Consider the following 25,997-nt stretch of genomic DNA (forward strand, 5'->3'; position numbering starts at 1 on the left):
AACCGAGGACAGCCCTGCCTCGGCGCTGGTAGCGGCGGCAGACAGGAAACACCAAAACGGGCCCGTCGCGGTGGCGACGGGCCCGCTTATGTCGTGCGAGGTGAGATCAGACGTCAGCCGAGGCTGAACGGCTGGCCCCACAGCGTCACGTAGGACATGACGTTGTCGGTCTCGACCTTGACCTTGACGAACGCGCGAGCCTGCGCGTAGCCGGCACAGCCGCCGAGGCCGATGGTGGAGTCGGCCCAGGTGACCGAGCCCTTGCCGTTCTTGAAGGTGATCTGGGTCGAGTGATCCTCGTTGCCGAAGTCGTCGGCAACTTCACGGTCGAGCAGGTAGAACGAGGTCGCCTGGCCCGGGCCGAGGGTCAGGTTGCCGCCGCCGCTGGCGCCGACATCGCCGCTGCTACCGTCCCACTTGCCGCTGGCGTCGACGCCGCCGTTGGCACCGCCGCCGTCGATGTTGACCTGGCAGCCGACCACGTAGCCCGGACGGATCTTGCCCGTCGCGGAGCCGTTGATCTCGACCTGCGCCGAACCGGACACCCACGCGTTGCGGTGCACCGGAGTCGAGCCCATGGACGGGTTGATGTTCGCCGACTCGTTGACGAGGCGGACCGTCACCACAGTGCCGTCGGACAGCGTCTTGGTGATCTCGCCGCCGGGCAGCGGCACGAAGGTGTCCGCATTCGCGGCACCGATGGAGAACAGGCCCATGGCGATGGTTGCGGCGGCACCGACACCGGCTGCCCGCACCAAGTTCTTACGGTTGATCATTTGTTAAATCCCTCAGGGGTTGAGTTCGTTTCAGCGAGAAAGGTGTTCAACAATTCGAGAATTCGACAGTCGTCAGCCGATGCTGAACGGCGCCCCGTAGAGGGTGGTCTTCGAGTAGTTGTCACCGATGATCTCGACCACGGTGTAGGAGCGCGCCTGGGCGTAGCCCGCGCAGCCCTGGATTTCCATCTCGACGTCCTGGTACTCGACCGAGTAGGCGCCGGGCTTGGTGATGTCCTTCAGTTCGATCTGGACGAACTTGACGTCACCGGGGCCCAGGTTCAGGCCGATGGAGCCGCCGACGCCACCGCTGGTGAGGTCGACCTTGCCCGAGACACCGACGGAGATCGCGTCATCGGCGATGCTGACCTGGCAGCCGATGATGTAACCGGTGTTGAGCTGGGACGTGCCGTGGGTCGAGGAGTTGTTGGTGCCGGGCTTGTTCGTCGCGCCGTTCCAGGGGCCGACCTTGCCCTCGGGGGTCTCGGTGACATCCGCCGAGGCGTTTCCGGAAACCCAGACGACGCGGCCTGCGCCGTTGGCCGCAAGCGACGGCGAGACGATGGCGTGCTCTCCGGTGCGGGTAATGGTCACGCCCGGTCCGAGCTTCTGGCCGTCCGGCAACGGCACAAAAACATCAGCGCTGGCAGCGCCGGTCGAAAGGAGGCCCATGGCCACGGCAGCGGCAGCGCCGACGCCCGCGACGCGGGCACCGCGGCGCAGACCGTTGGTGCGGTTCTCGCTCATACTTCCCCTCATCAGGTTAAAACAGTCAGCCTCGACCATCGAGGCTGGACAGTGGTCCTCGCAGGCCCAGCTCAGTTTGTCGCCCTTTTGTTGCCGGTGTGTAACCAGCAATTAAAGGTCGCCGCGACGCTCCGGCTGGCAACGGAACCGAGCCAGGTTCCGCCGGGTCGACGCGTACGTGCCGTACCCGGGCCGATGAAGTCCAGTGTGGGTGGCTCGTGGCGAACATTAAACGCTAGGTAACGGCACTGCAACGCGAGCTTTCGTAAAGATCAATGTGATGTAGATCACACTCGTTAACGAAAGAATGCTATTTGACGTGCGCAAATTGCGTGGCGGAGACAGTCGGACCGACCGGACGGTGCCGACCGAGTCACCAAAACGCCAAGCGCTGAATACGGGACAGGGCCGTATGAGAACGGGAGAAGGATCCCGTATCTGAAACATCGGCGGGTAATTCGCCGGGAAGCCGACTGGACGTTACGTAGCAACTACGTAGATATCGGCAATCATCCGTGATGCGGGGGAATCTGGGAACGCAGCCAATCATCGGTCGAAGATGCGTTATCCGAATCGTGATCGCGTTCGTCGCGCGTAGTGTCTGGGAGGGTGTCGCCGAAGATAGCGGCCAGACGCGCCGCATCCCCCGCCCGGCGCGCCGCCGGACGAGGGATGTCGTCGGAAGAACTGGAAACCGTAATTATTCGACCAATCCGGAGAGTTCGCCGATCACTTTGCTCGCCAGCGGGCCGAGCGTCGCCATACCGTCACGCACGGCGGCCCGGGTGCCCGGCAGGTTCACCACCAGGGTGCTGCCGGAAACGCCCGCGACACCGCGGGACAGACCCGCGTCGAGCGAACCCGCCACCCGGCCGGAGGAGCGCAGCGCCTCGCTGATGCCGGGCAGTTCGCGATCGAGGACCTGCGAGGTGGCCTCGGGAGTGACGTCGCGCGGCGACATACCGGTGCCGCCGACCGAGATGACCAGGTCGACACCGCCGATCACCGCGGTGTTCAGCGCATTGCGGATCTCGACCTCGTCGGCCTGCACCGAGACCGAGGCGTCCACCAGGAAGCCCGCTTCGGTGAGCAGCTCGGTGACCAGCGGACCGAGCGAGTCAACACCTCCATGCGCCGTTCGATCATCGACGACCACCACCAGAGCACGCCCCGCCACAGGAGCATCGCTTTCCATGGTGCTCACCGTAGCGCCTGCGCCGAGAACGTCGGCGGCCGTGTCGAGCAGCGGAGTCCACCCGCCCTGCAGCACGCGCATCACCGCCCGCCGTCCGCGGGCGCACCGGTGAGGGTCACCTCGACGGTCTTCGGATTGTTGCCTTGTTCATCGGTATAGGTGACCTTCACCTTGTCTCCTGGTTGGTGCGAGCGGACCGCGGCGACGAGCGCATCGCCCGAATCGATGGTCCGGTCATTCAGTTTCGTGACGACCACGCCCGCGGGGATGCCCGCCTTGGCGGCCGGCCCGTCCGGGGTGGATTCCAGCACCCGTGCGCCGTTGGCGGTGTCCTGCTTCTGGATCTTGACGCCGATCTGCGCGTACGTCGCGTGACCGGTCTTGATGAGTTCGTCGGCGACGCGGCGGGCCTGGTCGACCGGGATGGCGAAGCCGAGGCCGATCGAGCCGCTCTGCTGACCGACACCCACCTCGCCGCCGCCCAGGCTGGCGATGGCGGTGTTGATGCCGATGAGCTTGCCACTGCCGTCGACGAGCGCGCCACCGGAATTACCCGGGTTGATCGCGGCGTCGGTCTGGATCGCATCGATCACCGGGTTCGCGGCGGCCGGATTCTGCGCGCCCTCACCGCTGGTCGAGACCGGGCGGTTCAGCGCGGAGACGATGCCGGTGGTGACCGTGCCCGCCAGGCCGAGCGGCGAGCCGATCGCCACGACCGGCTGGCCGACCTGCAGGTTCGACGAGGTGCCCAGTTCGATCGGGGTCAGGCCGGACTTGCCGCTGACCTTGATGACGGCCAGGTCGGAGACGGGGTCTGCGCCGACGATCGTGGCGGGCGCGGTGCTGCCGTCGGAGAACATGACCTCCATCTTGGCGTTCGGGCCACCGCCGGCGGCCACGTGATTATTGGTCAGGATGAGGCCGTCGGAAGACAGCACCACACCGGAACCCTCGCCCTCGGCCCGGCTGCTGGCCACCTTGATCATCACCACGCTGGGCAGCACCTTCTGCGCCACCGCCTGCGTCGATCCGGCCGGTGCGTTGGAGACGTTGTTGACGTTCGGCTTCGGCTGGTCCAGCGCGTTGGTGACGACCGAACTCCCGGTGTCGGAATGGCTGACCAGGGCGCCGACCGCGCCGCCGACGCCACCGCTGACCAGGGCCAGCGCCACCGCGCCCGCGACCAGTCCGGTCCGGATCGGGCGGCGCGGCGGCTTGGGCTCCTCGAACGGGCCGCCCTGCGGCGCTTGCGGATCGAAGCCGGCGTGCGGATCGTAGGGCGGCGGCGCGCCGTACTCGGGGCCGGGGAACGGCTGCGTGTGCTGGGGCGGCGGATAGTGACCCATCGGATGCTGACCTTCGAACGTCCCGTAGCTGTGCGGCGCATAGGCGGAATCCGCTGCGTACGGCTGGTTCGCCGGTGCTGCCGGGATCTGTTCGGTCGGCTGCGGCCGGTCGGGCGTGGCGTTCGCCGCCTCGTCCCGCCGGTCCTGCGAATCCTCGGTCATGGACTCCTCGTTTCTCCTCAACGTCTGCCGACCAGCTTGACGACGACGACTGAGAGCGGACTGAGACCGTGCTTTCAATTGTCCGAGATGTCTACCCACTTCTCGCGGCCGCACGCGGCCACCCACTACCGGGCCGAACTCCCCCGCGCCCAGGCAACAGCGTACGCACCGACCTGCGGACGCGCAGTGCGTCGCGCGCCACTCATGGCAGTGCGCACCCGCAACTGATAGCGACCCGCTCTGACGGCATCTATCGGGGGATTACCATCCGGCTGCGACTTCGCGAGCAAACCCTCCGCGACATCATGCGACGACACCACCCGAAACCCCTTGAGGCACAAAACCATTGCCGTGTTCACATCGCTGCGATAAGCTACCGACTGCTTCCTTTGACGAGTGACAACACAATTCTGGGGTGGGGATTAATGTTGATCGAAAAGTTGCACGCTCGGATAGCCTTCATACAATCCGCAGCTTTCAGCTGCGCAGGATCTGCGACTCCGCCCCACGCTATGGTTCCCGCAGCAACAAAATAGCTGCGACGGTAACACTCGATATTTCAGAGTTGGCATCCATTCGCAGTCCTCGCCAATCGACGTACTACACGACTGGTTCAGTGGGTCAATTTACAAAGCAAGCTGATGAGTTACGCGTAGCCGCAGGTTGACCAGCGGTCCAGGACGTGGTTGAGCTGTGGTTTCGCGTAGCACGCCGCCGTGCCCACCGACGAGGTCCAGAGCTGACGCGAGTGCGAAATTCACCGCCCTCCGACACTTCCACGCAAAGCCTGCCATCGTTGTCAAATTATAGAGAGTAGATGGTACCCATGAAGAAGGTTATTGTTTTCGCCGCCGCTCTGCTCGGTTTCACGATACCGGCATTGGCCGTCGGTGCCGGTACTGCTTCGGCACAAGTCAGAATCGAAGTGTCCTGCCTCGCCTACGGCCCGGACGGACGATACGCCGGGACGATCGGCGGAGCCGGAACCGGCGCGGATGCTGCCGAAGCCATGCGAAACGCGGTACGCGATGCGGAAAGTTTCGCGGCTTCCCTCGGCGCATTGGCTCGGAATTGTGAAATCAAGCGGTAGTACACGTTGTGGCTACGGTCGGGTAAGTGGTGACTCACTCGACCGTGGCCACGCCCGCTTCGCCGGGCAGCACGATGCGGACCAGGGTGCCGCCGCGCGGCGAGGCATCGATGGCGATGGTTCCGCCGTGTTTGGTCACCACCTGCTTGACGATCGATAGACCGAGCCCGGAACCAGGCATAGAGCGCGACGCCGTGGTTCGATAGAACCGCTCGAACACCAATTCCCGTTCAGCGGGCGGGATCCCGGGACCTGCGTCGTCGACCACCAACTCGAGCAGACCGGCTCCGGTGTCGTGCATCGTGACGTATATCTGTGCGCCGCCCGGGCTCCATTTCGCGGCGTTGTCCAGCACGTTGAGGATCGCGCGCTCCAAACCGGCTTCGTGGCCGTAAACGAACCAGGGACGCAGACCCGCGACGAACTCGATCCCGGAACGCCGCCGCCGGACTCGCTCCAGCGCGCGCTCGGTGACTTCGCCGAGATCGACCCGGTCGTACACGGCTTCGGGCGCGTCCTCCCTGGCCAGGTCGACCAAATCGCCTACCAGAGTGGACAGTTCCTCGATTTGGGCCATGACGTCGGCCCGCAGTTCTGCCATGTCCTCATCGGGCAGGCGCGGGGCGCCCGGCCTGCTGGACGCGATCAGCAATTCCATATTGGTCCGCAACGACGTGAGCGGCGTCCGCAACTCGTGTCCGGCGTCGGCCACCAATCTGCGCTGGCGGTCCCGTGATTCGTTCAGCGCGCGCAGCATGGTGTTGAAACTCTCGGTGAGGCGCGCCAATTCGTCATCGCCCGTGACCGGGATGGGCGTCAGATCGTCGGTACGGGCGATACGCTCGGTCGCCGCGGTGAGCCGCGCAATCGGCCGCAGACCGGTACGGCCGACCGCGGTACCCGCCGCCGCAGCCAGGACGACGCCACAGCCGCCGACCACGAACAACAGCCAGGCGAGTCGGTCGAGCACGGCCCTCGTCGGCTCCAGCCGCTGTGAAATCACCAGCGTGACACCGGTGTCGGTGCGCCTCGCCAGCACCCGCTGGTTCTTGTACGTACGCAACGACGAAGGCATCTCGTTTCGGGCAACCGCCAGCTCCTCGGGGCCGATCGGCGGCTTGGCCGGCTGTGGGGGCACATATCCGGACACCGTGCCCGCCGGGGCACCGGACGGAATCGGGTAGATGATCCCGACACCGATGTCGTTGGAGAACAGTGTCGCCATGGTCAACGACTGGAACGGGATGTTGTCGATATCGCTGTTGATCATCGTCGCGGCCCGGGTCCGCAACTGTGCGTCGACGTCGCCGTACAACGAACGAGCCACCATCGCGTAGGCCGCGATCGAGGTGACCGCGACCGCGATCGCGACGACGGACGCGGCCAGTAGGGTGACCCGCCAGCGCAGGGAGACCGAGCGGGTGAGTGGGATGGGGGGGCGCATTTCGGGGGGCTCCGGTTGACCGAGCCCGGCGACCACCGGCCGCTTCGGAACATTTCGTGCCATGGCGTCCCCTAGGGGGGTGTCTCCCTCAGGACATAGCCGACACCGCGCACGGTGTGAATGAGCCGGGGCTCGCCGTCGGCTTCGGTCTTGCGCCGCAAATATCCGATGTACACCTCGAGCGCGTTGCCCGAGGTCGGGAAGTCGTAACCCCAGACCTCCTCGAGGATGCGGCTACGGGTCAGCACCCGACGCGGATTGGCCATCAGCATTTCCAGCAACGAGAACTCGGTGCGGGTGAGACTGATCGCCCGTTCGCCGCGAGAAACCTCCCGGGTCACCGGATCCAGCGACAAATCGGCGAACGTCATTGCCTCCGATGTCTCGCCGGGATCGGCGGTGGTGCGTCGCAACAGTGCGCGCAAACGGGCGAGCAATTCTTCCAATGCGAAGGGTTTCGGCAAATAGTCGTCCGCGCCGGCGTCGAGTCCGGCAACGCGCTCGGACACCGAATCCCGTGCTGTCAAAACCAGAATGGGGAGATCGTCACCGGTACTGCGCAACCGCCGGCAGACCTCGAGGCCGTCCATCCGCGGCATCATCACGTCCAACACCAACGCGTCCGGTCGCTGATCGGTTGCCTTTTCCAGGGCATCCACCCCGTCGACCGCGAGGTCGACGGAGTAGCCGTTGAAGGTCAGCGACCGGCGCAGCGACTCGCGGACGGCGCGATCGTCGTCTACTACCAGAATGCGCATGCGACCAGTTTGACCGTATCGACTGAGAGCCGACTGAGAGGGGACCTCCGACACGCCGTGCCGGGCGCGACGGCCCTCCGGCGACAGCAGCCAATCAGCAAACGGCGTACTCGAGCCAACTAGATCATCTGTCCAGTTAGTCTGTAGACTCTCGAAGTAGTGCAACGCGAAACCTGTTACGTGTAGCCATATTCGGGCACCATCAGACCTTGTCCCCCAGATTGCCGACGGTCCGTCTGCGCGGTATGTTCCGTGCGGTAAAAAGAAGACCTTTAGTTGGTTCTCGGCGGGTAGATCCCATATACGTTGAACAGCACGTGCCGTCCCGAGGGCCCTGCGCGGAGTGGAGGCGACGGAAGCGGAATGGAAGCAAAACCGCGTTCCTGGTATTTCAGCCTGTCCAACCTGTCGGTCACGCGCAAGGTCGGCATCGTGTTGCTGCTACCGGTCTTGCTCGCCTCGGCCTTCGCCGGACTCCGCATCAAGGACGAACTCGGGGTCATCTCGAAGCTCGACGCGGCCACCGAGCAGGCACGCGTGCTGCGCCCGATGCTCGCGTTCGGCGCGGCCACCGAGACGCTCGCGGTCGCTGCGATCACCGCGAAGCCCGACGAGCAGCTCGACCCGATCGCGGCCAAGTTCGATCAGGCGGCCGCCGATCTGGAAACCGCGCTGCGGGTCGGTAAGTCCGGGGACAGCTTCGCCAAGGAACTCGGCGCGGCGATCGCGGTCGGCCGCACCATGCGCAACGGCCTGCGCACCGCGTCGCCCATGACCATCGGCGAGCAGGCCGGTGAGGTCGGTACCCGGATCGTGACGGCGACCTCGGTGTCCTCCTCGATCGAAGAGGTGATCATCCAGCGCTACTTCCTGCAGCTCGGTCTGATCGCGAACGCGAACCGCGTGCTGACCCAGGAACAGATCATGGTCGCGACCGCGGGTCCGGGCAACAACATGGCGGTGCTCGGCAACATGCTGACCACCCTCGGCGCCGAACTCGTGATGGTGAACATCTACACCGAGCTGAGCCCCCAATCCGCGATCAACGCACCGACTTTGATCCAGGCGGTGCAGGCCCGCATCGGCGCCCTCGGCCAGAACCCGAGCAACCCGAGCGGTAACCAGGCCATCGTCGATTCGCTGAAGACGAGCACCGACAGCTACCGCCAGGCCACGAGCACCCTGCTCGACCTGGTCGACACCAAGCTCGCCGATCGGACCACGGAGCTGCGCAGCGCCGTGCTGCGTGACGTCGCGATCGTGGTGGGCACGCTACTCGCCGGTCTGGCCTTGGCACTCGCGGTCGCGCGCTCGCTCGTATTGCCGATTCGCCGTCTGCGGCACGACGCGTTGCAGGTCGCACACGTGGATCTGCCGAAGGAGATCGAGGTGGTGCGGGCCGGCGGCGCGACGCCGGAGATCGCACCGGTGGACGTCAGCACCACCGAAGAGATCGGTCAGCTGGCCCGCGCGGTCGACGACATCCACCAGGCGTCGCTGCACTTGGCCGCGGAACAGGCCCGCTTGCGCCTGCAGATCGGCAGCATGTTCGAAACCCTGTCCCGGCGCAGCCAGTCGCTCGTCGAGCAGCAGTTGGCCCTGATCGAGGACCTCGAGCACGACGAAGACAATACCGAGCGGCTGCAGAGCCTGTTCCGCCTCGACCACCTCGCCACCCGCATGCGGCGTAACGGCGACAACCTGCTGGTGCTCGCGGGCACCGCGCTGCGCCGTGGCCAGCTGCACCCGGTGCAGCTCTCCGACATGCTGTGGAGCGCGGTCTCCCAGGTCGAGGACTACCAGCGGGTCGAGATCACCGCGGTGCCCGACGGCGTGGTCGCCGGTGAGCCCGCCATCGATATCGAACATCTGCTCGCCGAGCTGATCGATAACGCCCTTCGCTACTCACCGCCCACCACCCCGGTCACCGTCTCGGTGGCCAGGGCCGTCGACGGTGGCTACCTGATCGAGATCGTCGACCGCGGACTCGGCATGTCGACCGAGGACCTGCGCGCCATCAACGACCGATTGAGCTCCGGTGGCGAGGTCACCGTCGAGACCGCGCGCCGCATGGGCCTTTTCGTCGTCGGAAGGTTGGCGAAGCGGCACACGATCACCGCGAATCTGCGCCGCACCTCCACGATGGCGCAGCAGCCCGGCATCACCGCGAGCGTGCACCTGCCGGGAGGCCTGGTCTCCCCACCGCTGGACGCCACGGACCCATCGGGCCATCCGCCGGTGCACATGACCGGCGACTACGCCGTGTCCACCGGTCAGACGCGCAACACCCAGCCGCGCAACCTGGTTCCGGTGCCGAATCTGCCGCAGCAGAGCACACCACGATTCGATGTGACCAATTCCGGCCTGCCGCAACGCCGGCCGGCCATCCGGGTCGCCGAGGCACCGGGTCAGCCCTCGGTGTCGATGGCCGCGCGCACCAATACCCCGGACAGCGACCCGGATTCGCAGCCGCCGACCCAGCCGTGGTCGATCAACACCCCGACCGACGATCGGTCGCCGTTCGGCCCGCCGACGGTGAGCGAGGCGGGCAACGGCACGAATCGCACGGCCGACGCCGAACAGGAACGTCCCGCGAACCTGTGGACCGAGCCGGAACGCACGAGCTCGCTCGACCTCGACGAGCACAGCGGCGCCACCGAACCCACCGTCCGGGCGACCACGTCGCGGTCCGGCCTGCCGATCCGGCGGCCCGCCAACGCGCCGCAGCCCGAACCGCCCGCGGCTGCGCCGGAGCGGGAACCGGAGCCGGAACCCACGGCGACCTCGTCGCGGTTGCAGCCGGTGGCCGGCGCCTCGCCGACCCCGATCTATCAGCGCATGGTCTCGGAATGGCTGGTCGAGCCCGCGAGTTCGCAAGGGGCCGAGACGACCTGGACTTCGCCCGCCGACGCGGGCTGGATGGCCGCCGAAGAGGCGACCCGCCCCACCCCGACCGGTCGCACGACCGGTGGACTTCCTATCCGCACGCCGGGCGCGCAACTCGTCCCCGGCGGCCTGGCCCAAGCAGACGAATCGGGAGCCCGTGACCCGGAGGAGATCCGGAACAACCTCACCAGGCATCTCAGTGGGGTCCGCAGTGGGCGGGCCAATGCGCAGTACAACGACGGAGGGCTTGCATGACCAACGCGAACAGCACCACGGATGAGAACCTGAACTGGCTGGTCGCCCGGTTCACCCGGGACGTGCCCGGCGTGTCCCATGCCGTGCTGGTGTCGGCCGACGGCCTGCTGCAGGCGACCAGCCCGCACCTACCCGCCGATCGTGCCGAGCAACTCGCTGCCGTCACGGCCGGCCTGGCCAGTCTGTCGATGGGGGCGGCCTCGCTCTTCGACGGCGGCAAGGTGATGCAGTCGATCGTGGAGATGCAGCGCGGCTACCTGCTGGTGATGAGTGTGGGCAACGGCTCGCACATCGCTGTGCTGGCCAACAAGTCGCACGACATCGGCCGGATCGGCTACGAGATGGCGTTGCTGGTCGACCGGGTCGGCTCGGTGGTCACGGCCACCGCCCGCACCGCGGTTTGAGCGTGAGATGTCCAATCCATTCGGACCTGGACCTAAACCGACCACTCGCGTCCGACCGTATGCCCTGACCTCGGGGCGTACCGAGCCCGCGGTCGACCTGCCGATGGAGGCGGTCATCGAGACCTTGTCCTACACTGCGCATCTCGACTGGCCAACCGGTGATGTCCGCACGGATATCCTTCGGCTCGGCACCCACCGGTTGTCGGTCGCCGAGATCGCCGCGCATCTGGATCGCCCGTTGGGCATGGTCCGGGTGATGATCGGTGACCTCGTCGTCGACGGCATCCTGCGGGTGCATTCGACACTGACCGACGAAGCGAGTTTCGACGAGCGTCGTAGTTTGATGGAGAGGACTTTGCGTGGACTCCGTGCCCTATAGGAAGATCGGGCCCGACACCAACCCCGGCCAGGGCGAGACGGAAAACCGGATGGCCTCGACGAAGATCGTCGTGGCCGGTGGTTTCGGCGCGGGTAAGACGACGTTCGTCGGTGCGGTGTCGGAGATTGTTCCCCTGCGGACCGAGGCAATGGTCACCAGGTTCTCCGACGGCATCGATGACCTCGCCGACACGCCGGAGAAGGAAACCACCACGGTCGCCATGGATTTCGGCCGGATCATCCTGCCGGGCAACCTGGTGCTGTACCTGTTCGGCACGCCGGGTCAGCGCCGCTTCTGGTTCATGTGGGACGACCTGATCCGCGGTGCGATCGGCGCCGTCGTGCTGATCGATACCCGCAGGCTGGAGGACAGCTTCGCGGCGGTCGACTTCTTCGAGGCCCGCAACCTGCCGTTCCTGGTGGCGGTCAACCGCTTTCCGAACGCGCCGCGTTTCCCGATCGCCGAGCTGCGCGAGGCGCTCGCCGTGCGCGAGGGCGTCCCGATCGTGGACATCGACGCGCGCAATGCCAACGAGGTTCGCCAGTCATTGGCCGCGGTGACCGAATACGCCATTCAGCGCCTGGCTGTGCAGGAACGCGAACAGGCGGTGCTTTGAGCTACTTCACCATGGGCTACTGGATCATCGGCCTGTCCGTCGCGGTGTCGATGGTCGGTGCCCTGATCGGGTTCACCTGTATCCGGCAGTCCGCCAAATCCTCGACCGGCCGATTCCGGACGGTGTGGCAGGTGGCGGCGGCCGTGTCGATCGGCGGCATCGGTGTGTGGTTGCCGGTGTTCGTCTCACTGCTGGGTTTCTCGGTGCGTGGCAGCCTCGTTCGTTACGACGTCACCAATGTGACCGGGGCGGTGTTCGTCGCGGTACTGACCGTGTGGGCCGCACTGACGATCAACGGGATCACGCTGCGGATACCGCGGCTGATCGCCGCCGGCGTGGTCATGGGCAGCGGATTCGGCCTGATGCACTATCTGGCGCTGGACGCGATCCGGATCCAGGGTTCGACCACGCTACAGCTGCCGCTGGTCCTCGGTGCGGCGGCGATCGCGATCGTGACCGCACTCGCGACGCTGTGGTTCACCCAGACGTGGCGGCCGCTGCCGGCGTTGGTCGCGGCCGCGCTGGTGTTCGCCGCCGGGATCGCCGGTATGCACTACACCGACCTCATGGGCTTGGAGAGCCAGGTGTCGGTCGGCGTCAGCATCCCGCCCGGCGAGGACCTGTTCGGGTTCTTCGTTCCGGTCTTCGTGCTCAGCATGATGTCGCTGGCCATTCCGATCAGCGCGATTCTGATCGCACCGGAGCGCCGCGCCCCGGTCGCGATACGGACGATGCAGCCCACGTCGGGTCTCTGAGTTCGGCCGGTCGGCGCGCGCTTGCGCCGGTTCGGCGATGCCCCGGAATTCCATCCCGGCCCGATTTACAGTGAGAGACATGCGTTTCGGTCTGGACTACGCCGCCGGTCGTCCGGGTGGCGCGGCGATCCGCGCGGCGGGGTTCGACTTCGTGGTCCGGTATCTGTCCGACGGCGGCCCGACCCTGCCGGGCAAGTTGCTGACCCCGGCCGAGGCCGATGATCTGCGCGCACACGGTATTTCGATCGTGTCGAACTGGGAGACCACCGCCGCGCGCATGCTGGACGGTTACGGCGCGGGGATCGTCGATGCCCGCGCGGGGCTGGCACAGGTGTTGCGCTGTGGCGGCCGGGAGGATCGGCCGATCTACTTCTCCGCCGATTTCGATGCGACGCCGCAGGACCAGCAGCGCCTCAACGCCTATCTGGACGGCGCGGCAACGGTGCTCGGGCGCGCGAATGTCGGTGCCTACGGCGGCTATTGGTCGGTGAGCCGCGCTCTGGACGCGGGCAGTGCCGAGTGGGCCTGGCAGACCGATGCGTGGTCGGGCGGCAAGGTCGAGACGCGCCGCAATATCCACCAGACGGCGCGTCAGCAGATCGTCGGCGGCGTGGTCTGCGATGTGAACGTGGCCGAGACGACCGATTTCGGCCAGTGGGATTCCGGACAGGAGGGCGGCGACGTGACGCCGGAGCAAGAGGCAGTACTGCGCGATATCCAGATCCAGTTGCGCGGGCCGGGTTTGGCGGGCTGGCCACAGCTGGGTACCGACGCGGAGGGCCGCAAGCGCACGATGGTGGACGGACTGGCGGCCGCCCTGGCGCGGATCGATGAGCTCGAGGGCGAGGTCGGCGAACTGCGCACCGAGATCAGCGAATTGGAGGCGACGACCGCCGACCTGGTCGAACAGGTGGCGCGGCTGAACGGCAGGCATTGGCCGTGGCCGTTCTCGCTGATCGAGGGGCCCGCGGCGTTGGTCGGCGAGCAGTTGGCGCGCCTGGAGGCGCTGTTGCCCGACTTGCCCGGTTTGCCGGGAAATGACGTCGGTAAGCCAGACAACAATGCCCAGGGATCGCGTACTGCGCGGTGATTTCGGCTGCTGTCGCGGATCGAACCGCGGGCGAGAAGGCCTTGTAGCCAGGAAGTTTGGCGATGAGCGGGCTCTCCCGGGAACCGGGAGAACCCGCCCTCTCGCACGAGGGTACCGGCGTCGGGACACGAACGCATCACTTCATGAAGACTTTTCCGACCGCCAATAACCAACCCACAGTAGGTATTTCACCCATCAGCTATTCAGGCGCAATTCCATCGCACACGAGGTCACCCCGTCACTTCGAACATACCGATTGCTGCTCGATTGCGGATGACGCTCTCGGTCGGCCGCAACCGGTCATCAACCCCGCGTGACAAGTCTCGCGACCGCCTCGTCCGTCGCTCGGCGCGTTCATCGCCCACAACGGCACAGGGCGCGTTATCGTCGGCTGGCACAAGGCGCTCGATCGGGCGCCGCACATTCAGGTTCGTTCGAAGGAGTTCGCATGGCCGTCAACGTGGTGCTCGACAAGGCTCTCGACAAGGCGTACGAGAACAAGTCGCTGAAGGAAATCCTCTCCGCTCCGCCCTCGGCCCTCGCCGGTCTCACCGAAGCGCACGACAAGCAGCTGCTCGAGGCGCTCAAGATCAAGTCGATCGCCGACCTCGCCAGCAACAAGTACTTCCGGCTCGCCGCGACGCTCGCGGACCTCGCCGAAAAAGAGGGATAACCGGCAACGACGGCGGGCCCGCAGAGTTCGCTGCGGGCCCGCCGTCGTGCACGCGCTAGATCCGGTCCAGATCGATCAGTCCGCGCCGCACCGCGGCGACCAACCGACGCGGCACCTTGTGCACCACACCGCCGACGGTCACCGGCACCAGGTCCGGCGGCGTCGCTTTCCACTGCGCCCGCCTGCTGCGCGTGTTCGAGCGCGACATCCTCCGCTTCGGTACCGCCATCTCAGGCCTCCCCGCGCCGCGTGCGCTTGCCGTACTTGCGCTCGAACTTCTCCACCCGGCCCTGGCTGTCCAGCACGCGGTGCGCGCCGGTCCAGAACGGGTGCGAATCGGCGGTCACGTCGACCTTGATCAGCGGGTAGGTGTTGCCGTCGGACCACTGCACGGTGTTCGCGCTCGTGGCCGTCGAGCGGGTGAGGAACTGCTTGCCGGTGCCGGCGTCCTCGAACACCACCGGGTGGTAGTCCGGATGAATTCCTGTCTTCATAGTGCTTCTCCTCTCGGGCGGTTGCTCTCTTCGACCGGCATGGGAACGTCGCTGTCGCAGGGGTCGGCGTGCCAGCTGCCGAACGGGTCCTCCCATTCGGCGACCCGCTCCGGCGACCGCTCGACCAGCCGCAGTTCGTCGTCCTCCACCAGCGCCCAGTGCAGCGCCGTGCGGATCTCGGCCGGATCGGCGTCGTGCACCAGGATCACCAGCGAGATATCGCGATCGCCGAACTGGTCGTCCCAGCGCAGCGCGGCCATCGCCCGGCGATCCGGATCCGCCTGCGCCAGTTCCGCTTCCGACATGGCGGCCAGCCAGCGGCCCGCACTGCCGACGCGCAGGCCACCGCCCGCGGACTCCAGCCACGCCACCTCGTCCGGCTGGGTGGCCAGCCACATCCGGCCGCGCGCGGTCACCACGCCGTCGAAGAGCACGTCGAGCGCCTCGTGCAAGCGGGCCGGATGGAACGGCCTGCTCGCGGCGAACTCCAGCAGGGTGACGCCGTAATCGCTGCTGAGCGGCGGCTGGCCGCGTAGCAGCGGCGCGTGCGCGTCGAACACCCGCCCGCGCCGCGCGTGCGCGGGGATCCGCGCGAGCAGCGCCTCGACCTGCGCGTTGTGCAGCGTGGCCGGATCGTCGACCCAGACCACGGGCGCATCGGGCACCAGCCGGGTCAGTACCGCGGCCAGCCGGCCGCGATCGGCCTCGCCGCCCGCCTCAACCGGCCCCAAAGCCAGGACGGCATCGGCGAATTCGACCTGGCCGACGGCCAGCTGCGCCACCGTGCGCTCGTCGTCGGCCCGGGCCAGGCCGCGCTCGGCGAGCGTCTCCTCACCGGTCGCGTCGGCCAGCCAGGCACTCGCGTCCAAACAGGTCAGCACCGCTTCGATCCGTACGTCACGCCCGGCCGGGGCGTCGACCCGGCCCAGGATGCCCTCGACCACCACGTGTTCGATCGCCTGGCACACGGCCTCGGCTTCGAAGGCGGGATCCAGGGCGAGCACGATGCGGTCGACGGAGTCCCGCGCGGCCAGGGTGCGCAGCAGCGGCAGCAGATCTCGTCGCAGCGTGCACGAGACGCAGCCGTGCGCGAGCTCGAGCACGTCCGAGGTCTCGTAGGTCGCGCTGCGCACCGTGCGGTGCACGATGCCTTCGCGCAGCTGCCGCAGGTCGTGCTGGACGACCACCGTGCCCGTGCCCTCGGATACCCGGCACAGCGCGGTCGCGACCTGGTGGACGCCTGCCTCGGCGAGCCCGGCGAAGCCCGCGAGCACTACGACGGGCGTGCGTCGGTCGGCCTCAGGTGGGAGCACGGACAGCACCTCTTTTCGATAACGATTTTCATTTGCCGTAAGCCGACGGTACATTGTCGAGCAGCCGTTGTCGAAAATGATTGTCATCTACCCGAAGGAGCCCGCATGTCGGCGCACTGCCAGGTCACCGGGCGCCGGCCCGGGTTCGGCAAGTCCGTTTCGCACTCGCACAAACGAACGAGCCGCCGCTGGAACCCCAACATCCAGCGCAAGACCTATTACCTGCCCAGCGAAGACCGCCGCATCACGCTCACCGTGTCGGCCAAGGGCATCAAGACCATCGACCGGGACGGGATCGAAGCCGTGGTGGCGCGCATCCGGGCCCGCGGCGACAAGATCTGATCAGGAGCAACCATGGCGTCCAAGTCGACCGAGATCCGGCCGATCATCAAGCTGAAGTCCACCGCGGGCACCGGGTACACGTACGTGACCAGGAAGAACCGCCGCAACGATCCCGACCGCATGGTGCTGCGCAAGTACGACCCGGTGGTCCGCAAGCACGTCGATTTCCGAGAGGAGCGCTGAGATGGCGAAGAAGTCGAAGATCGCCCGCGACGCGCAGCGCCGCGCCGTGGTCGAGCGCTTCGCCGACCGGCGCGCCGAGCTGAAAGAACTGATCCGCAAGCCGGGCACATCGGCGGCCGTGCGCGCTGAAGCCCAGGCTGAGCTGCGACGACAGCCGCGCGATGCCAGTCCGGTACGATTGCGCAATCGGGACGCCGCCGACGGACGACCGCGGGGTCACCTCCGGAAGTTCGGCCTTTCCCGTGTGCGTGTGCGCGAGATGGCCCATCGGGGCGAGTTGCCCGGTGTGCGCAAATCGAGCTGGTAGACAACCACTGTTCTCGTACGAAGGATCCCGTCATATGGCAGTCAAGCGAGCACCGTCGAAGAAGGTTCGCGCCGAGCAGGCCCGCCGTCCGAAGAAGAACCCGCTCATCGCCGCAGGCATCGAGAAGGTCGACTACAAGGACATCAACCTGCTGCGCACGTTCATCTCCGATCGAGGCAAGATTCGCAGCCGCCGGGTCACCGGGCTCACCCCGCAGCAGCAGCGCCAGGTCGCCGTCGCGGTGAAGAACGCCCGCGAGATGGCCCTGCTGCCGTTCACCAGCCGGTAGACCAGAACACCACCGTCCGGCGACGCCCCCGTCCACGGGGGCGTCGCCGCCGTTTTTGGCCAGGCTTGGCACAGCCGGGAGCCGTTCCACCCCAAAGAAATTCGTGGCGTGCCCGCGCGCCCGACACAGCGGGGTACCGAAAAGATCTGCACCGCTGGACACTTCGCGTACGCCAACTGTTCACCTACCCGGCAGTAGCTCGAACACTTTGTCGCACAGGGGATTCACAAGCAACCCATAGCGCTGTGACATCGGTCACATCCGATGCGACTTCAGGTGTTATAGCCAAACGTACTCACACCCGGTCACGCGCAGAATGTTAGATTACCTCACTGGTAACAGACCAGTAACGGACCTTCGCCGGGTGATTGAGAGGTCGTGACATGACTTTGCAGGCCGGCATATCAATGATTGGCGTCTATCGGCCCGAAAGGATCGTGTCCAACGCCGAATTGGCGCCCGGCCTGAACGTCGACAACGAGTGGATCATCCGCCGGACCGGAGTCGCCGAACGCCGCTTCGCCGGTGACCACGAGACGGTGACCTCCATGGCCGCCGCCGCGGCCGACGCGGCGTTGCGCGCCGCCGAAATGCGGGCCGGTGCAGTCGATGTCGTGATGCTCGCCACCTCCACCGAACTCACCCAGACCCCGGCGGCCGCCCCGGCCGTCGCCGCGGAACTCGGCTGCGACCGCCCGGCCGCCTTCGATATCTCGGCAGGCTGTTCCGGATACTCCCACGGTATCGGCCAAGCCGCCGCACTCATCAATGCCGGACAGGCCGACACGATATTGGTCATCGGCTCGGAAAAGCTCAGTAACAACATAGATCTCGCCCAGGCGTCCGTCGGGCCGATCTTCGGCGACGGCGCGGGCGCGGCCCTGGTGACCCGCGTGGACACCGGGCATATCCGCCGAACGGTGTGGGGCAGTTCCGGCGCGTACGCCGGATTGATCCGCCAAGAGCCGACCTGGGACGAGTTCCGCGCCGACCCCACGCTCGTCCGGCCGTCACTGCAGATGGACGGCACCTCCGTATTCCGCTGGGCCACCGCGACGGTCCCAGGATTGGTGCGCGAGATCGCCGCAGCGGGCGAGGTCGCGCTGACCGAGGTGGAGGTGTTCATTCCCCATCAAGCGAACCAGCGCATCATCGACAGCGTGGTCCGCGAACTCGGCTGGGAGAACCAGTCGGTCGCGATCGCCGACGACGTCCGTAGATCGGGTAACACCTCCGCCGCGGCCCTTCCCCTGGCCATCGACGACCTGGTGACCTCGGAGCGGGCAAAACCCGGACAGCTCGCGTTGCAGGTGTCGTTCGGGGCCGGATTGTCGTACGCGGGACAGGTATTCGGCCTTCCACCGGTCGCCTGATCCGCCCTGTGTCATCTGTTCGATCTGTGTTCGAAAGTGCGGTGCCAAAATATGAAACATTCATTCTCCAGTTATGACGAACCCCTTGGCCCGCACACCAGCCGATACTTCGGAGACGGCTACAAGAACGTCGGCCGCGAGTTCACCCGGCTCGCGCTCAGCAGGTCGAACCAGGTGGGTGCCAAGCATTCCGGGCGGGCGCGCCTGACCTACCCGGCCGGTTGGTCCACCAAACGCGACGGCGAGCTCATCCCGCACGTGAGCAGCGTCGACACCGTCATGCTCGCCGCGGCACTGTGCGACGCCGCGGTGGCCCGCTCACGGGAACTCTCCGCGGCCGAATCGGCGCGTTCCTGGGTGCGCCACGCCACCGTCCGCGCGGGCGCCTCGCCGCACGAGGATCTGGCCGACGTGCCGGTGACCGCGGAGGTCGTCGGCGCCTCCGACACCACCGAATCCGAGATCGAAACCACCTTCAAGTTCCAGGTCGGCCCGCTGAACGGCACCCTGTCGATCGTGCACCCGCCCGGGTCCGGCGCGCAGTCCGAGCCTGGGTTGGACGAATTCGATGGCCTGGCCGAGATTTTCGGTCCCGCACCGCACTACTACCTCAACGGCCTGGTCAATCACACGCTGACCGCGAGCGAACTCACGGTCGACGAGACCGGCACCAGAATCACCGGGCAGCACCGGATCACGGCCGGCCAGGTCGGCGGGTTCGCCGGCGCGGAGTCGGCGTACTCGTACAGCTCCTCCCCCATCGATTCCGTGGTCGGCGCGGCCCAGTCCTCGCAAATCCTGCTCTACCACCTGGATTCACTCACCCGGGCGACCAGCAACACCCTCTGGATGCGCAAACTCGAGTTCATCACGGCCGGTCCGCACCGCCCGATCGACGACTCCTTCGAGGGCATCCTGGAGATCCGGCGCGCATCGATCATCGATCGTGGCGGAAGTCGCTGGCGCAGTGCCGATATCCAGATCAAAGCGTTCAACGGCGTCACCGGCTCCTGCCTGCTCGCGCACCAGCTACCGGAATGACCGCCGACACCATCCTCCGCCCGGCGCCGACCAGTGTGCGGACCCAACTACCGGCAGTACGGCTGGCGATCACCGGTGCACCGGGCACCGGCAAGACCACGCTGGCCACCGCGCTGTCGTTGGCCAGTGGGTTACCGCATACCGGCCTGTCGCCGGAATCAACCGTGGTGACGAGCACGCGGCGGCTGGCACGGACGGTCGAGCTACCGATCCGCATGCTAGAGCGGCGGATAACCGCCGAGGCAGGCACCGAATCCGGTTTTGTTTCCGATGGATCGGTGCTGAACGAGTGGGCCCTGGCCGAGACCCTGCGGCGCAGCCGCCGATTCCTCAGTCGGTTGACCAACCCGCGGGATATTCCGAATCGCCGCTTCGAGAAGGGGTTTCTGGCCGCACACGGAGCGATCGTCGCCCGCCGGGCGGCCGCGACCTACGATGCGTTCGTCCATCTGCGCATAGATCCGGCGACGCTGGTCGGCGACGATGCCGAGCAACGCGCGCTCGCCGACCGGATCCTGCTCGAGACAGTGCACGCATCGACCATCCCCTATTTCGTGTTCGGTGGATCGTTCGAGGATGTGATCACCCAGCTGACCCGCCTGTATCGTCTTCCAGAACTCGTCCCAGCCGACAGGGCTGTCGCCGCTGCGTCGAAAACCCCTTGAACAGAGGATAATTCGCTTATGGCCATCGGACCGACCGAGACCGCGTTCCGGCGATCGGATACCGCGATCTGGACTCTCGTCGGGGTGGCAGTCGCCACCTTCATGCTGATGCTCGACCTGACCGTCGTGAACGTGGCCCTGCCGGACATCCGCACGGCGTTCGATTCCTCGTTCTCGTCCCTGCAATGGATTCTGGACGCCTACGCCCTCGGTCTCGCCGCGATTCTGCTGGCCGCCGGCTCGCTCGCGGACCGGATCGGGCGCCGAAAAGTCTTCAATATCGGGATGGTCGTCTTCGCGGTGTCCTCGCTCGTGTGCGGTATCGCGCCGAACGTCGAGGTCCTCGTGGTCGCCCGGTTCGTGCAAGGTCTGGGCGGGGCAATCCTTTTCGCGGTCGGTCCGGCGCTGCTCGGGCACGAGTTCCGCGGCAAGGATCGTGGCATGGCCTTCGGCGTCTTCGGCGCGGTGACCGGCCTCGCGATCGCCTTCGGCCCGTTGATCGGCGGCGGGCTCACCGAAACCGCGGGCTGGCGCTGGATCTTCCTGATCAACGTCCCACTGGCCGTCGGCGCACTCGCCGCAGGCATGCTGAAGATGCGCGAATCACGCAGCTACGCAACGCCGCCCGTGGACTGGCTCGGCATGGCTACCTTCTCGACCGGGCTGTTCTTCCTGGTTCTCGGATTACTCCGGGGACAGGAGGACGGCTGGGCGAGTGCGCGGATAATCATCTGCTTCGTGATCGCCGCGCTGCTGCTCGCCGGGTTCGCCCGGGTACAGATCACCCGACGCGGTGCGGCCATGTTCGACCTCAACCTCTTCCGCAACAACACTTTCGGTGGCCTGTCCGTCGTCACCGCACTGTGCGCCTTCACGGTCATGCCGGCACTGTTCCTGCTGATCTCCTACGTGCAGAACCAACTCGGCTACTCCGCCCTGGCCAGCGGCATCCGCTTCCTGCCGTTGACCTTGCTGCTGTTCGTGGCCGCCGCCGTGGCCGGTGGCCTGGTCACCAAGCTCGCGCCCGCGGTCCTGGTCGGCACCTCGCAACTGTTGATCGCCGCGGGCTTGGCCGCGGTGGCGCTGACCGACGTGGACTCCGGTTGGACCGCACTGATCCCCGCCATGATCCTGATCGGCCTCGGCATGGGCATGTTCAGTCCGCCGCGCGCCGCGCTGTCGATCGCGGTGACCATCCCGGACAAGGCGGGCATGGCCTCGGGCGTCAACGAGACTTTCCAGCAGGCCGGGCTGGCCATCGGTATCGCCGCCGTCGGCGCGTTCTTCCAGAACCGGGTCGACGATGCGTTCACCGACGCCGAAGCGGCTCGAACCGCGCTGGGCGACAAGGCCTCCGAGGTCGCCGACGTGATCGCCGCGGGCGGTGGTGCGCAGGTGGCCGCGGACGGACCGCTGCGCGCTGCGGCCGAAACCGCATACCTGTCCGGACTACACCAGGCGATGCTGCTGGCCGCCGTACTCGCCGCGATCTCGGGCGTGGTCGCCTTTCTCACGCTGCGCCGTGAGGACCTGAACGAGGCCGCGCTGGCCGCGCCGGGGGTACCGCCGGAGGACGACGTCACCCGCCCGCTGCCGTTGCCCGAGGGTGCGCGCCGCGCCAAACAACTACGCACCGATCGCTGAGCTCGTGTATCTCATCGACGGACAGCGACGCCCACACCTGCGGCTGGCCATCTCCGGCACCTATTCGACCGGCAAGAGCACGACCACCGAGGCGCTCTCGCTGGCCACCGGCATCCCGCGCACCCATGCCATGACCGCGCGTCAACTGCTGATGGACATCGCGCCGGGCAAGACACTGAACGAGTTGAACACGATCGAGCTGCTCCAACTCGGCCTGCGCCGGTTCGAGGAGCGGATCCAGAACGAATCGGCAAGCGACTCTTTCGTTTCCGATGGGTCCGTGGTGCACGAGTGGGTGTACGGTACGGCTCGCCTGCAGGTCGGCATCAACCCTGGCGCGAACTGGCCGTCCCGCGTGATGAAGTCGCTCGCCGGCATCGGCCGCAAAGCTCCGGTGCGCGAATACACCCAGATATTCGGCGACATCGTCAAAGAACGGGCCCACACGCTCTACGACGCGTATGTCCATCTGCCGGTGGAGTTTCCGATGCGCGCGGACGGTCATCGCCCGGTTTCCGAGTCGTTCCGGAAGCTGTCCGACCAGTCTCTGCTAGACGTGATCCGCGGACTCGGAGTTCCGTACGAGGTGGTCGGCGGGAGCGTGCACGAACGGATCGACAAGATCATCGAGCTGTTCGATCTCGATATCGTCATGCCGATCGATCAGGCGATCGAAGAGGCGCACCGCCGAGTAGGCACCACCATCAAGGTGATCGAGAGCGATGCGCGCTACAAAGCCGCCCAGCGCAAGAAGTCCGTCGGTGATCGGGTGAAGAACGCCATGCGGTACTGAACTCACCCCCGCGACGACGTGGGGCCCGGCGCACATTCGCGCCGGGCCCCACGTGTTGTCTTGCACCGCAATAATTTACGGGATGGTCAGCACCTGGCCGGGGTTGATCAGGTCCGGGTTGTCGATGCCGCTCGCGTTCGCGATCTCCTGGTAGCGGTTGCCGTCGCCGTAGAAGCGCTCGGCGATCGCCCACAGGGTGTCGCCCGGCTCGACCGTGTAGGTGCGCACCTCGGGAGCCGGCGGCGGGGGCGGCACCTCTTCGGCGGCGGGCGCGGCCTCGGCGGCGGGCTCCGGGGCGGGCAGCGGGTTGTCGGTCTTGGTGTCCGACGCCCACAGCGCGCTGCCGTCCTTGCCGTACAGCACGACGTTGCGGTCCGCCTGCACGACCAGGCGATCCGGGTCGCCCTTGCCGTTGGTCTCGGTGGACCAGGCCGCACCCTCACCCTTGTACAGGACGAAGTTGCCGTCGGACTGCAGGGTCGCACGCTCGACACCCTGGTTGTGAGTCAGCGTGGACCACACAACATTTCCGTCCGGCTCGGTCAGCACGAGGTTGCCGTCGCTCTGCAGCGTGAGGCTGTACGCACCCCCTTGCAGAGACTGGCCCAGTCCGAGTTCTTCGCCAACGCGCAGCGTGTCGCCCACGGTTCTTCCTTTCGAAGGTTCTGAAGAGCATCCGACATCGACGCCCGCCGTCCACACCCAAGCGCGCATCTAGGCCGAAGATACTGCTCGAGTGGGAGTTACGGAGGGATTACGCGCATGGTTCGCCGAAAGTTCACTGTGGGGTGCGTCCTATTGCGGTCCCACGCCCGGTATGCGATGGGACCCGACGGCGGCCATACGCCGCCGCGCATCCGCCACTAGGGTTGTCGCCATGACTCGGATGTCCGGCGGCCGTAGCGCCGCAACCCTGGCCGGCGTGCTCGGGTGTCTCGTTGCCGCGGGGTGCGGCAGTTCGGATGATGGTGCGGCACAACCGAAGACCAGCACGACGAGCAGCGCGGCGCCGAGCACCCCGACGGAGGACGCCGGGGCGAACCGGGGCCGCGAACTCAGCGCCGACCCGACCATCGTCGGCGCCCGCCCGACCCCCTTCACCTCGTGGACCCGTCTGGCCGACGATCGCATCGCGGTGAACTTCCAGACCGGCTCGCCGGAGTGCTACGGCGTGGACGCCACTGTGCGCGAGACCGATTCGACCGTCACCGTCGAGCTGCGCGCCGGCACCCGCGCCGACGCGGTCGGCCGGATGTGCACCATGATCGCCGTCTTCGCCTCGCTCGACGTGCAACTGAAGTCACCGCTGGGCAACCGTCAGGTACTCAGCGCGGTGTAGCGGAGCTCCGCGCTACGGTGCCGGTTCGCCGACCGCGTCACCCAGCGCGGCGAACTCGGGGTAGCTACCCGCTTGCGGAGCACCCCAGGTCTGCTGTGCCATGACCCGTAACGGCATGGTGATGGCGGCGGCGATCTGTTCGGGCGTACGCACCGTCGGGTCGTCGCACCACACGAACAGCCCGGAGCCCAGGTGGTGCGTGCTCTGCTGCGGATCGAGGCGGCTGCCGTCGACGAACAGCGACGGATCCCACAGGTGATAGGTGAGGGGCGCGGGCACGTTGCCCGCCGACACCGGCCCGCCCGCGACGAAGTAGGTCGGCGTGAACGCGGCGTTGCGCACCTCGTGCCCGGCCGCGACGAGATCGGCTGGGCTGCGCGCGTTTCCGAAGTACGGCAGCGGCAGCTGCGGTATGCCCGCCCGGCTCCAGTAGTCGATCACGATGTCGGCGCCGAGGGCGAGGGTGCCCGCGCCCGCGTGCAGTCCGTCGTTCCAGATGCGCGGGCGCTTGCCGTGCGCGCGGACGATATCCGCACCCCAGTTGATCAGGCCGAGAAAAGCGTCGACCGGCTGGGCGTCGGGCCCGTAGGTCGCACGGGCGTAGGCACCGAGCTGCGGATACTCGTCGTAGCCTGCCACCTGCGCGCCGTCGAGCAGGAACTCGTCCGCGCCGAGATGCCAATAGCGGCCGGGGAACAGCGGCAGGAACTCTTCCAGGATGTCGCGCATCAGGTCATAGCTGCGCGGATCGGCGATGTCGATCGCCGCGTCGGAGACCTTGCCGCTCGCACTGCGCAACTTCAGCTCGGGGTGCGCGGCCAGAATGCCGTTCATGTGGCCAGGGAAGTCCACCTCGGGCACGATCTCGACCTGGTGCCGGGCCGCGTACGCGATCAGGTCACGGAGGTCTTGCTGCGAATAGTGCTGTGCGGCGGTGATTTCCGGATGTCGCGCGCTTTCGAGCCGGAACCCGAAGGTGTCCGAGAAGTGCAGGTGCAGCAGATTCAGCTTCAGCTGACCCATGCGGCGGATCTGCGCGCGCAACAGCTCCACCGGCAGGAACTCGCGGCCGACGTCCAACATCAGGCTGCGCTCGCGATAGCGCGGCCAATCCGTCACGGTGCCACCGGGTATCGCGGGCTGCCCGCGCAACATCTGCAGAGCCGACCTGGTGGCGTAGAACGCGCCCGCCGCGGCCGCGCCGCGCAGCTCCAGCGTCTCGCCGACCGAGATGCGGTAGGCCTCGGGGGTTTCCGGGGCGTCCGGTATCGGCCCGGTGGTCAGGACGATATCGCCCGCGCCGCCTGCCGTGCCGGGTTGCGCGCGGACGTCGCGACCGGTGAAGACTTGCAGTGCGGCCGCGAAATCCGTTGCGGTGTCCTGCAAATCGGGTTCGGCGTAGTGCACGAGCACCTGCGGGCCGAGGCGGAACGCCGCACCGCCGGCGTGCCATGCCTGTACAGACGGCAACGTCCGCGGGAAAGTGTGTTCGGCGGTGGCCGGTGGCGCGCCGCCGACCACCAGCCCGGCCGCGACCAGCACCGCAGTCACACCCACAGCCGTCGTCCGCATCGACATGTGGCCACTCTACGAACTCGCGCGCCCTTCGCTGCCCGTATCCCGAAGCACAGGCGATTC

At 66.9% G+C, this 25,997-nt stretch carries 29 protein-coding genes; 18 read left to right on the forward strand and 11 right to left on the reverse strand.

Translation table 11 applies throughout. The annotated features are described in order from the left end of the window. Positions 1–113: 113 nt before the first annotated feature. The 4 genes from NVU01S_RS24165 to NVU01S_RS24180 all read right to left on the reverse strand — a co-directional run bounded on the left by NVU01S_RS24165 (position 114) and on the right by NVU01S_RS24180 (position 4,226). Positions 114–776, reverse strand: coding sequence for an MspA family porin (locus NVU01S_RS24165; RefSeq protein WP_043676414.1), 663 nt, complete (start codon positions 774–776; stop codon positions 114–116). Between the two features lie 72 nt (positions 777–848). Then, positions 849–1,523 (reverse strand): MspA family porin, encoded by a 675-nt coding sequence (locus tag NVU01S_RS24170; protein ID WP_029900007.1) that lies wholly within the window; start codon positions 1,521–1,523, stop codon positions 849–851. A 700-nt stretch (positions 1,524–2,223) separates the two neighbouring features. Beyond that, positions 2,224–2,718, reverse strand: a complete 495-nt coding sequence (locus NVU01S_RS24175; RefSeq protein WP_244467391.1) for a MogA/MoaB family molybdenum cofactor biosynthesis protein — start codon at positions 2,716–2,718, stop codon at positions 2,224–2,226. An 80-nt stretch (positions 2,719–2,798) separates the two neighbouring features. Beyond that, positions 2,799–4,226 carry a trypsin-like peptidase domain-containing protein gene (locus NVU01S_RS24180; RefSeq protein ID WP_082032235.1) on the reverse strand — a complete coding sequence of 476 codons (1,428 nt, stop codon included), beginning with the start codon at positions 4,224–4,226 and terminating at the stop codon, positions 2,799–2,801. Between the two features lie 817 nt (positions 4,227–5,043). Between NVU01S_RS24180 and NVU01S_RS24185 the strand changes: the two genes are divergently transcribed. Beyond that, on the forward strand, positions 5,044–5,316 hold the full coding sequence (locus tag NVU01S_RS24185) for a hypothetical protein (RefSeq protein ID WP_167829422.1): 273 nt from the start codon (positions 5,044–5,046) through the stop codon (positions 5,314–5,316). 34 nt (positions 5,317–5,350) lie between these two features. On the opposite strand, the gene NVU01S_RS24190 is transcribed toward NVU01S_RS24185, so the two are convergent. Together NVU01S_RS24190 and NVU01S_RS24195 are read right to left on the reverse strand one after the other, a co-directional pair. After that, complete coding sequence (locus NVU01S_RS24190) at positions 5,351–6,823, reverse strand: sensor histidine kinase (RefSeq protein ID WP_042257683.1); 1,473 nt, start codon at positions 6,821–6,823, stop codon at positions 5,351–5,353. An 8-nt stretch (positions 6,824–6,831) separates the two neighbouring features. Further along, positions 6,832–7,518: a response regulator transcription factor gene (locus tag NVU01S_RS24195; protein WP_014988300.1), complete on the reverse strand. Its 687-nt coding sequence runs from the start codon at positions 7,516–7,518 to the stop codon at positions 6,832–6,834. A gap of 363 nt (positions 7,519–7,881) precedes the next feature. On the opposite strand from NVU01S_RS24195, the gene NVU01S_RS24200 reads away from it, so the two are divergent. The 7 genes from NVU01S_RS24200 (at position 7,882) to NVU01S_RS24230 (ending at position 14,576) form a co-directional block, all read left to right on the forward strand. Further along, positions 7,882–10,659 (forward strand): sensor histidine kinase, encoded by a 2,778-nt coding sequence (locus NVU01S_RS24200; protein WP_043676419.1) that lies wholly within the window; start codon positions 7,882–7,884, stop codon positions 10,657–10,659. After that, positions 10,656–11,063 carry a roadblock/LC7 domain-containing protein gene (locus NVU01S_RS24205; protein ID WP_014988302.1) on the forward strand — a complete coding sequence of 136 codons (408 nt, stop codon included), beginning with the start codon at positions 10,656–10,658 and terminating at the stop codon, positions 11,061–11,063. Before NVU01S_RS24200 ends, NVU01S_RS24205 begins: the two co-directional genes overlap by 4 nt. A 7-nt stretch (positions 11,064–11,070) precedes the next feature. Beyond that, positions 11,071–11,442: a DUF742 domain-containing protein gene (locus NVU01S_RS24210; RefSeq protein ID WP_029900002.1), complete on the forward strand. Its 372-nt coding sequence runs from the start codon at positions 11,071–11,073 to the stop codon at positions 11,440–11,442. Between the two features lie 49 nt (positions 11,443–11,491). Then, the gene (locus tag NVU01S_RS24215; protein WP_029900001.1) at positions 11,492–12,058 is read left to right on the forward strand and encodes a GTP-binding protein; all 567 of its coding nucleotides are present in this window, start codon (positions 11,492–11,494) and stop codon (positions 12,056–12,058) included. Beyond that, positions 12,055–12,813, forward strand: a complete 759-nt coding sequence (locus tag NVU01S_RS24220; RefSeq protein ID WP_052280977.1) for an MHYT domain-containing protein — start codon at positions 12,055–12,057, stop codon at positions 12,811–12,813. Before NVU01S_RS24215 ends, NVU01S_RS24220 begins: the two co-directional genes overlap by 4 nt. 79 nt (positions 12,814–12,892) lie before the next feature. After that, positions 12,893–13,903 (forward strand): DUF1906 domain-containing protein, encoded by a 1,011-nt coding sequence (locus NVU01S_RS24225; RefSeq protein WP_052280978.1) that lies wholly within the window; start codon positions 12,893–12,895, stop codon positions 13,901–13,903. A 448-nt stretch (positions 13,904–14,351) separates the two neighbouring features. Continuing rightward, the gene (locus tag NVU01S_RS24230) at positions 14,352–14,576 is read left to right on the forward strand and encodes a hypothetical protein (protein WP_043676421.1); all 225 of its coding nucleotides are present in this window, start codon (positions 14,352–14,354) and stop codon (positions 14,574–14,576) included. A 55-nt stretch (positions 14,577–14,631) separates the two neighbouring features. On the opposite strand, the gene rpmF is transcribed toward NVU01S_RS24230, so the two are convergent. From rpmF to mrf, 3 genes are read right to left on the reverse strand one after another with little or no spacing between them, the layout of a single operon-like run. Next, positions 14,632–14,805 carry a 50S ribosomal protein L32 gene (rpmF, locus tag NVU01S_RS24235; RefSeq protein ID WP_043676423.1) on the reverse strand — a complete coding sequence of 58 codons (174 nt, stop codon included), beginning with the start codon at positions 14,803–14,805 and terminating at the stop codon, positions 14,632–14,634. Position 14,806: 1 nt separating this feature from the next. Further along, entirely contained in the window at positions 14,807–15,070 is a 264-nt protein-coding gene (locus NVU01S_RS24240) for a type B 50S ribosomal protein L31 (protein ID WP_029899997.1), read from the reverse strand. After that, the gene (gene mrf / locus NVU01S_RS24245) at positions 15,067–16,392 is read right to left on the reverse strand and encodes a ribosome hibernation factor-recruiting GTPase MRF (protein ID WP_043676426.1); all 1,326 of its coding nucleotides are present in this window, start codon (positions 16,390–16,392) and stop codon (positions 15,067–15,069) included. The genes NVU01S_RS24240 and mrf overlap by 4 nt, the downstream gene beginning before the upstream one ends. Before the next feature lie 96 nt (positions 16,393–16,488). Here mrf and rpmB point away from each other — a divergent pair, with 96 nt between their 5' ends. The 9 genes from rpmB to NVU01S_RS24290 all read left to right on the forward strand — a co-directional run bounded on the left by rpmB (position 16,489) and on the right by NVU01S_RS24290 (position 23,020). Continuing rightward, complete coding sequence (gene rpmB, locus NVU01S_RS24250) at positions 16,489–16,725, forward strand: 50S ribosomal protein L28 (RefSeq protein ID WP_014988311.1); 237 nt, start codon at positions 16,489–16,491, stop codon at positions 16,723–16,725. A 12-nt stretch (positions 16,726–16,737) separates the two neighbouring features. After that, positions 16,738–16,908, forward strand: coding sequence for a 50S ribosomal protein L33 (gene rpmG, locus NVU01S_RS24255; protein WP_014988312.1), 171 nt, complete (start codon positions 16,738–16,740; stop codon positions 16,906–16,908). Position 16,909: 1 nt separating this feature from the next. Then, positions 16,910–17,215, forward strand: a complete 306-nt coding sequence (rpsN, locus tag NVU01S_RS24260) for a 30S ribosomal protein S14 (protein WP_029899995.1) — start codon at positions 16,910–16,912, stop codon at positions 17,213–17,215. Between the two features lie 34 nt (positions 17,216–17,249). Then, on the forward strand, positions 17,250–17,504 hold the full coding sequence (gene rpsR / locus NVU01S_RS24265) for a 30S ribosomal protein S18 (protein ID WP_014988314.1): 255 nt from the start codon (positions 17,250–17,252) through the stop codon (positions 17,502–17,504). 383 nt (positions 17,505–17,887) lie between these two features. After that, positions 17,888–18,877, forward strand: coding sequence for a beta-ketoacyl-ACP synthase 3 (locus NVU01S_RS24270; RefSeq protein WP_043676428.1), 990 nt, complete (start codon positions 17,888–17,890; stop codon positions 18,875–18,877). 51 nt (positions 18,878–18,928) lie between these two features. Beyond that, the gene (locus tag NVU01S_RS24275; RefSeq protein WP_043676430.1) at positions 18,929–19,918 is read left to right on the forward strand and encodes an AvrD family protein; all 990 of its coding nucleotides are present in this window, start codon (positions 18,929–18,931) and stop codon (positions 19,916–19,918) included. Further along, positions 19,915–20,583, forward strand: coding sequence for an AAA family ATPase (locus NVU01S_RS24280; RefSeq protein WP_043676432.1), 669 nt, complete (start codon positions 19,915–19,917; stop codon positions 20,581–20,583). The genes NVU01S_RS24275 and NVU01S_RS24280 overlap by 4 nt, the downstream gene beginning before the upstream one ends. Positions 20,584–20,601: 18 nt before the next feature. After that, a complete protein-coding gene (locus NVU01S_RS24285) occupies positions 20,602–22,227 on the forward strand; it encodes an MFS transporter (RefSeq protein WP_052280980.1) in 1,626 nt (541 codons plus the stop codon). Between the two features lie 4 nt (positions 22,228–22,231). Next, positions 22,232–23,020, forward strand: a complete 789-nt coding sequence (locus tag NVU01S_RS24290; protein WP_052280985.1) for an AAA family ATPase — start codon at positions 22,232–22,234, stop codon at positions 23,018–23,020. Positions 23,021–23,095: 75 nt separating this feature from the next. Here the strand turns inward: NVU01S_RS24290 and NVU01S_RS24295 are convergent, their stop codons facing one another. Beyond that, a complete protein-coding gene (locus NVU01S_RS24295) occupies positions 23,096–23,665 on the reverse strand; it encodes a LysM peptidoglycan-binding domain-containing protein (protein ID WP_029900020.1) in 570 nt (189 codons plus the stop codon). Positions 23,666–23,897: 232 nt separating this feature from the next. Between NVU01S_RS24295 and NVU01S_RS24300 the strand changes: the two genes are divergently transcribed. After that, positions 23,898–24,359 carry a hypothetical protein gene (locus tag NVU01S_RS24300; RefSeq protein WP_043676434.1) on the forward strand — a complete coding sequence of 154 codons (462 nt, stop codon included), beginning with the start codon at positions 23,898–23,900 and terminating at the stop codon, positions 24,357–24,359. Between the two features lie 12 nt (positions 24,360–24,371). Here the strand turns inward: NVU01S_RS24300 and NVU01S_RS24305 are convergent, their stop codons facing one another. Next, positions 24,372–25,937, reverse strand: coding sequence for a family 20 glycosylhydrolase (locus NVU01S_RS24305; RefSeq protein ID WP_082032238.1), 1,566 nt, complete (start codon positions 25,935–25,937; stop codon positions 24,372–24,374). Between the last annotated feature and the right edge of the window lie 60 nt (positions 25,938–25,997).

Source organism: Nocardia vulneris, from assembly GCF_001613425.1.
Lineage (GTDB): Bacteria > Actinomycetota > Actinomycetes > Mycobacteriales > Mycobacteriaceae > Nocardia > Nocardia vulneris.

Bases quoted from the DNA above. Each gene is read 5' to 3' on its own strand.
- rpmG (WP_014988312.1), top strand. From the start codon at position 16,738: ATGGCGTCCAAGTCGACCGAGATCCGGCCGATCATCAAGCTGAAGTCC.
- NVU01S_RS24225 (WP_052280978.1), top strand. From the start codon at position 12,893: ATGCGTTTCGGTCTGGACTACGCCGCCGGTCGTCCGGGTGGCGCGGCG.
- NVU01S_RS24300 (WP_043676434.1), top strand. From the start codon at position 23,898: ATGACTCGGATGTCCGGCGGCCGTAGCGCCGCAACCCTGGCCGGCGTG.
- NVU01S_RS24170 (WP_029900007.1), bottom strand. From the start codon at position 1,523: ATGAGCGAGAACCGCACCAACGGTCTGCGCCGCGGTGCCCGCGTCGCG.
- NVU01S_RS24165 (WP_043676414.1), bottom strand. From the start codon at position 776: ATGATCAACCGTAAGAACTTGGTGCGGGCAGCCGGTGTCGGTGCCGCC.
- NVU01S_RS24280 (WP_043676432.1), top strand. From the start codon at position 19,915: ATGACCGCCGACACCATCCTCCGCCCGGCGCCGACCAGTGTGCGGACC.
- NVU01S_RS24185 (WP_167829422.1), top strand. From the start codon at position 5,044: ATGGTACCCATGAAGAAGGTTATTGTTTTCGCCGCCGCTCTGCTCGGT.
- NVU01S_RS24240 (WP_029899997.1), bottom strand. From the start codon at position 15,070: ATGAAGACAGGAATTCATCCGGACTACCACCCGGTGGTGTTCGAGGAC.
- NVU01S_RS24270 (WP_043676428.1), top strand. From the start codon at position 17,888: ATGACTTTGCAGGCCGGCATATCAATGATTGGCGTCTATCGGCCCGAA.
- NVU01S_RS24180 (WP_082032235.1), bottom strand. From the start codon at position 4,226: ATGACCGAGGATTCGCAGGACCGGCGGGACGAGGCGGCGAACGCCACG.
- rpsN (WP_029899995.1), top strand. From the start codon at position 16,910: ATGGCGAAGAAGTCGAAGATCGCCCGCGACGCGCAGCGCCGCGCCGTG.
- NVU01S_RS24230 (WP_043676421.1), top strand. From the start codon at position 14,352: ATGGCCGTCAACGTGGTGCTCGACAAGGCTCTCGACAAGGCGTACGAG.
- rpmB (WP_014988311.1), top strand. From the start codon at position 16,489: ATGTCGGCGCACTGCCAGGTCACCGGGCGCCGGCCCGGGTTCGGCAAG.
- NVU01S_RS24195 (WP_014988300.1), bottom strand. From the start codon at position 7,518: ATGCGCATTCTGGTAGTAGACGACGATCGCGCCGTCCGCGAGTCGCTG.
- NVU01S_RS24210 (WP_029900002.1), top strand. From the start codon at position 11,071: ATGTCCAATCCATTCGGACCTGGACCTAAACCGACCACTCGCGTCCGA.
- NVU01S_RS24305 (WP_082032238.1), bottom strand. From the start codon at position 25,937: ATGTCGATGCGGACGACGGCTGTGGGTGTGACTGCGGTGCTGGTCGCG.
- rpsR (WP_014988314.1), top strand. From the start codon at position 17,250: ATGGCAGTCAAGCGAGCACCGTCGAAGAAGGTTCGCGCCGAGCAGGCC.
- NVU01S_RS24215 (WP_029900001.1), top strand. From the start codon at position 11,492: ATGGCCTCGACGAAGATCGTCGTGGCCGGTGGTTTCGGCGCGGGTAAG.
- rpmF (WP_043676423.1), bottom strand. From the start codon at position 14,805: ATGGCGGTACCGAAGCGGAGGATGTCGCGCTCGAACACGCGCAGCAGG.
- NVU01S_RS24175 (WP_244467391.1), bottom strand. From the start codon at position 2,718: ATGGAAAGCGATGCTCCTGTGGCGGGGCGTGCTCTGGTGGTGGTCGTC.
- NVU01S_RS24285 (WP_052280980.1), top strand. From the start codon at position 20,602: ATGGCCATCGGACCGACCGAGACCGCGTTCCGGCGATCGGATACCGCG.
- NVU01S_RS24190 (WP_042257683.1), bottom strand. From the start codon at position 6,823: ATGGCACGAAATGTTCCGAAGCGGCCGGTGGTCGCCGGGCTCGGTCAA.
- NVU01S_RS24200 (WP_043676419.1), top strand. From the start codon at position 7,882: ATGGAAGCAAAACCGCGTTCCTGGTATTTCAGCCTGTCCAACCTGTCG.
- NVU01S_RS24275 (WP_043676430.1), top strand. From the start codon at position 18,929: ATGAAACATTCATTCTCCAGTTATGACGAACCCCTTGGCCCGCACACC.
- NVU01S_RS24205 (WP_014988302.1), top strand. From the start codon at position 10,656: ATGACCAACGCGAACAGCACCACGGATGAGAACCTGAACTGGCTGGTC.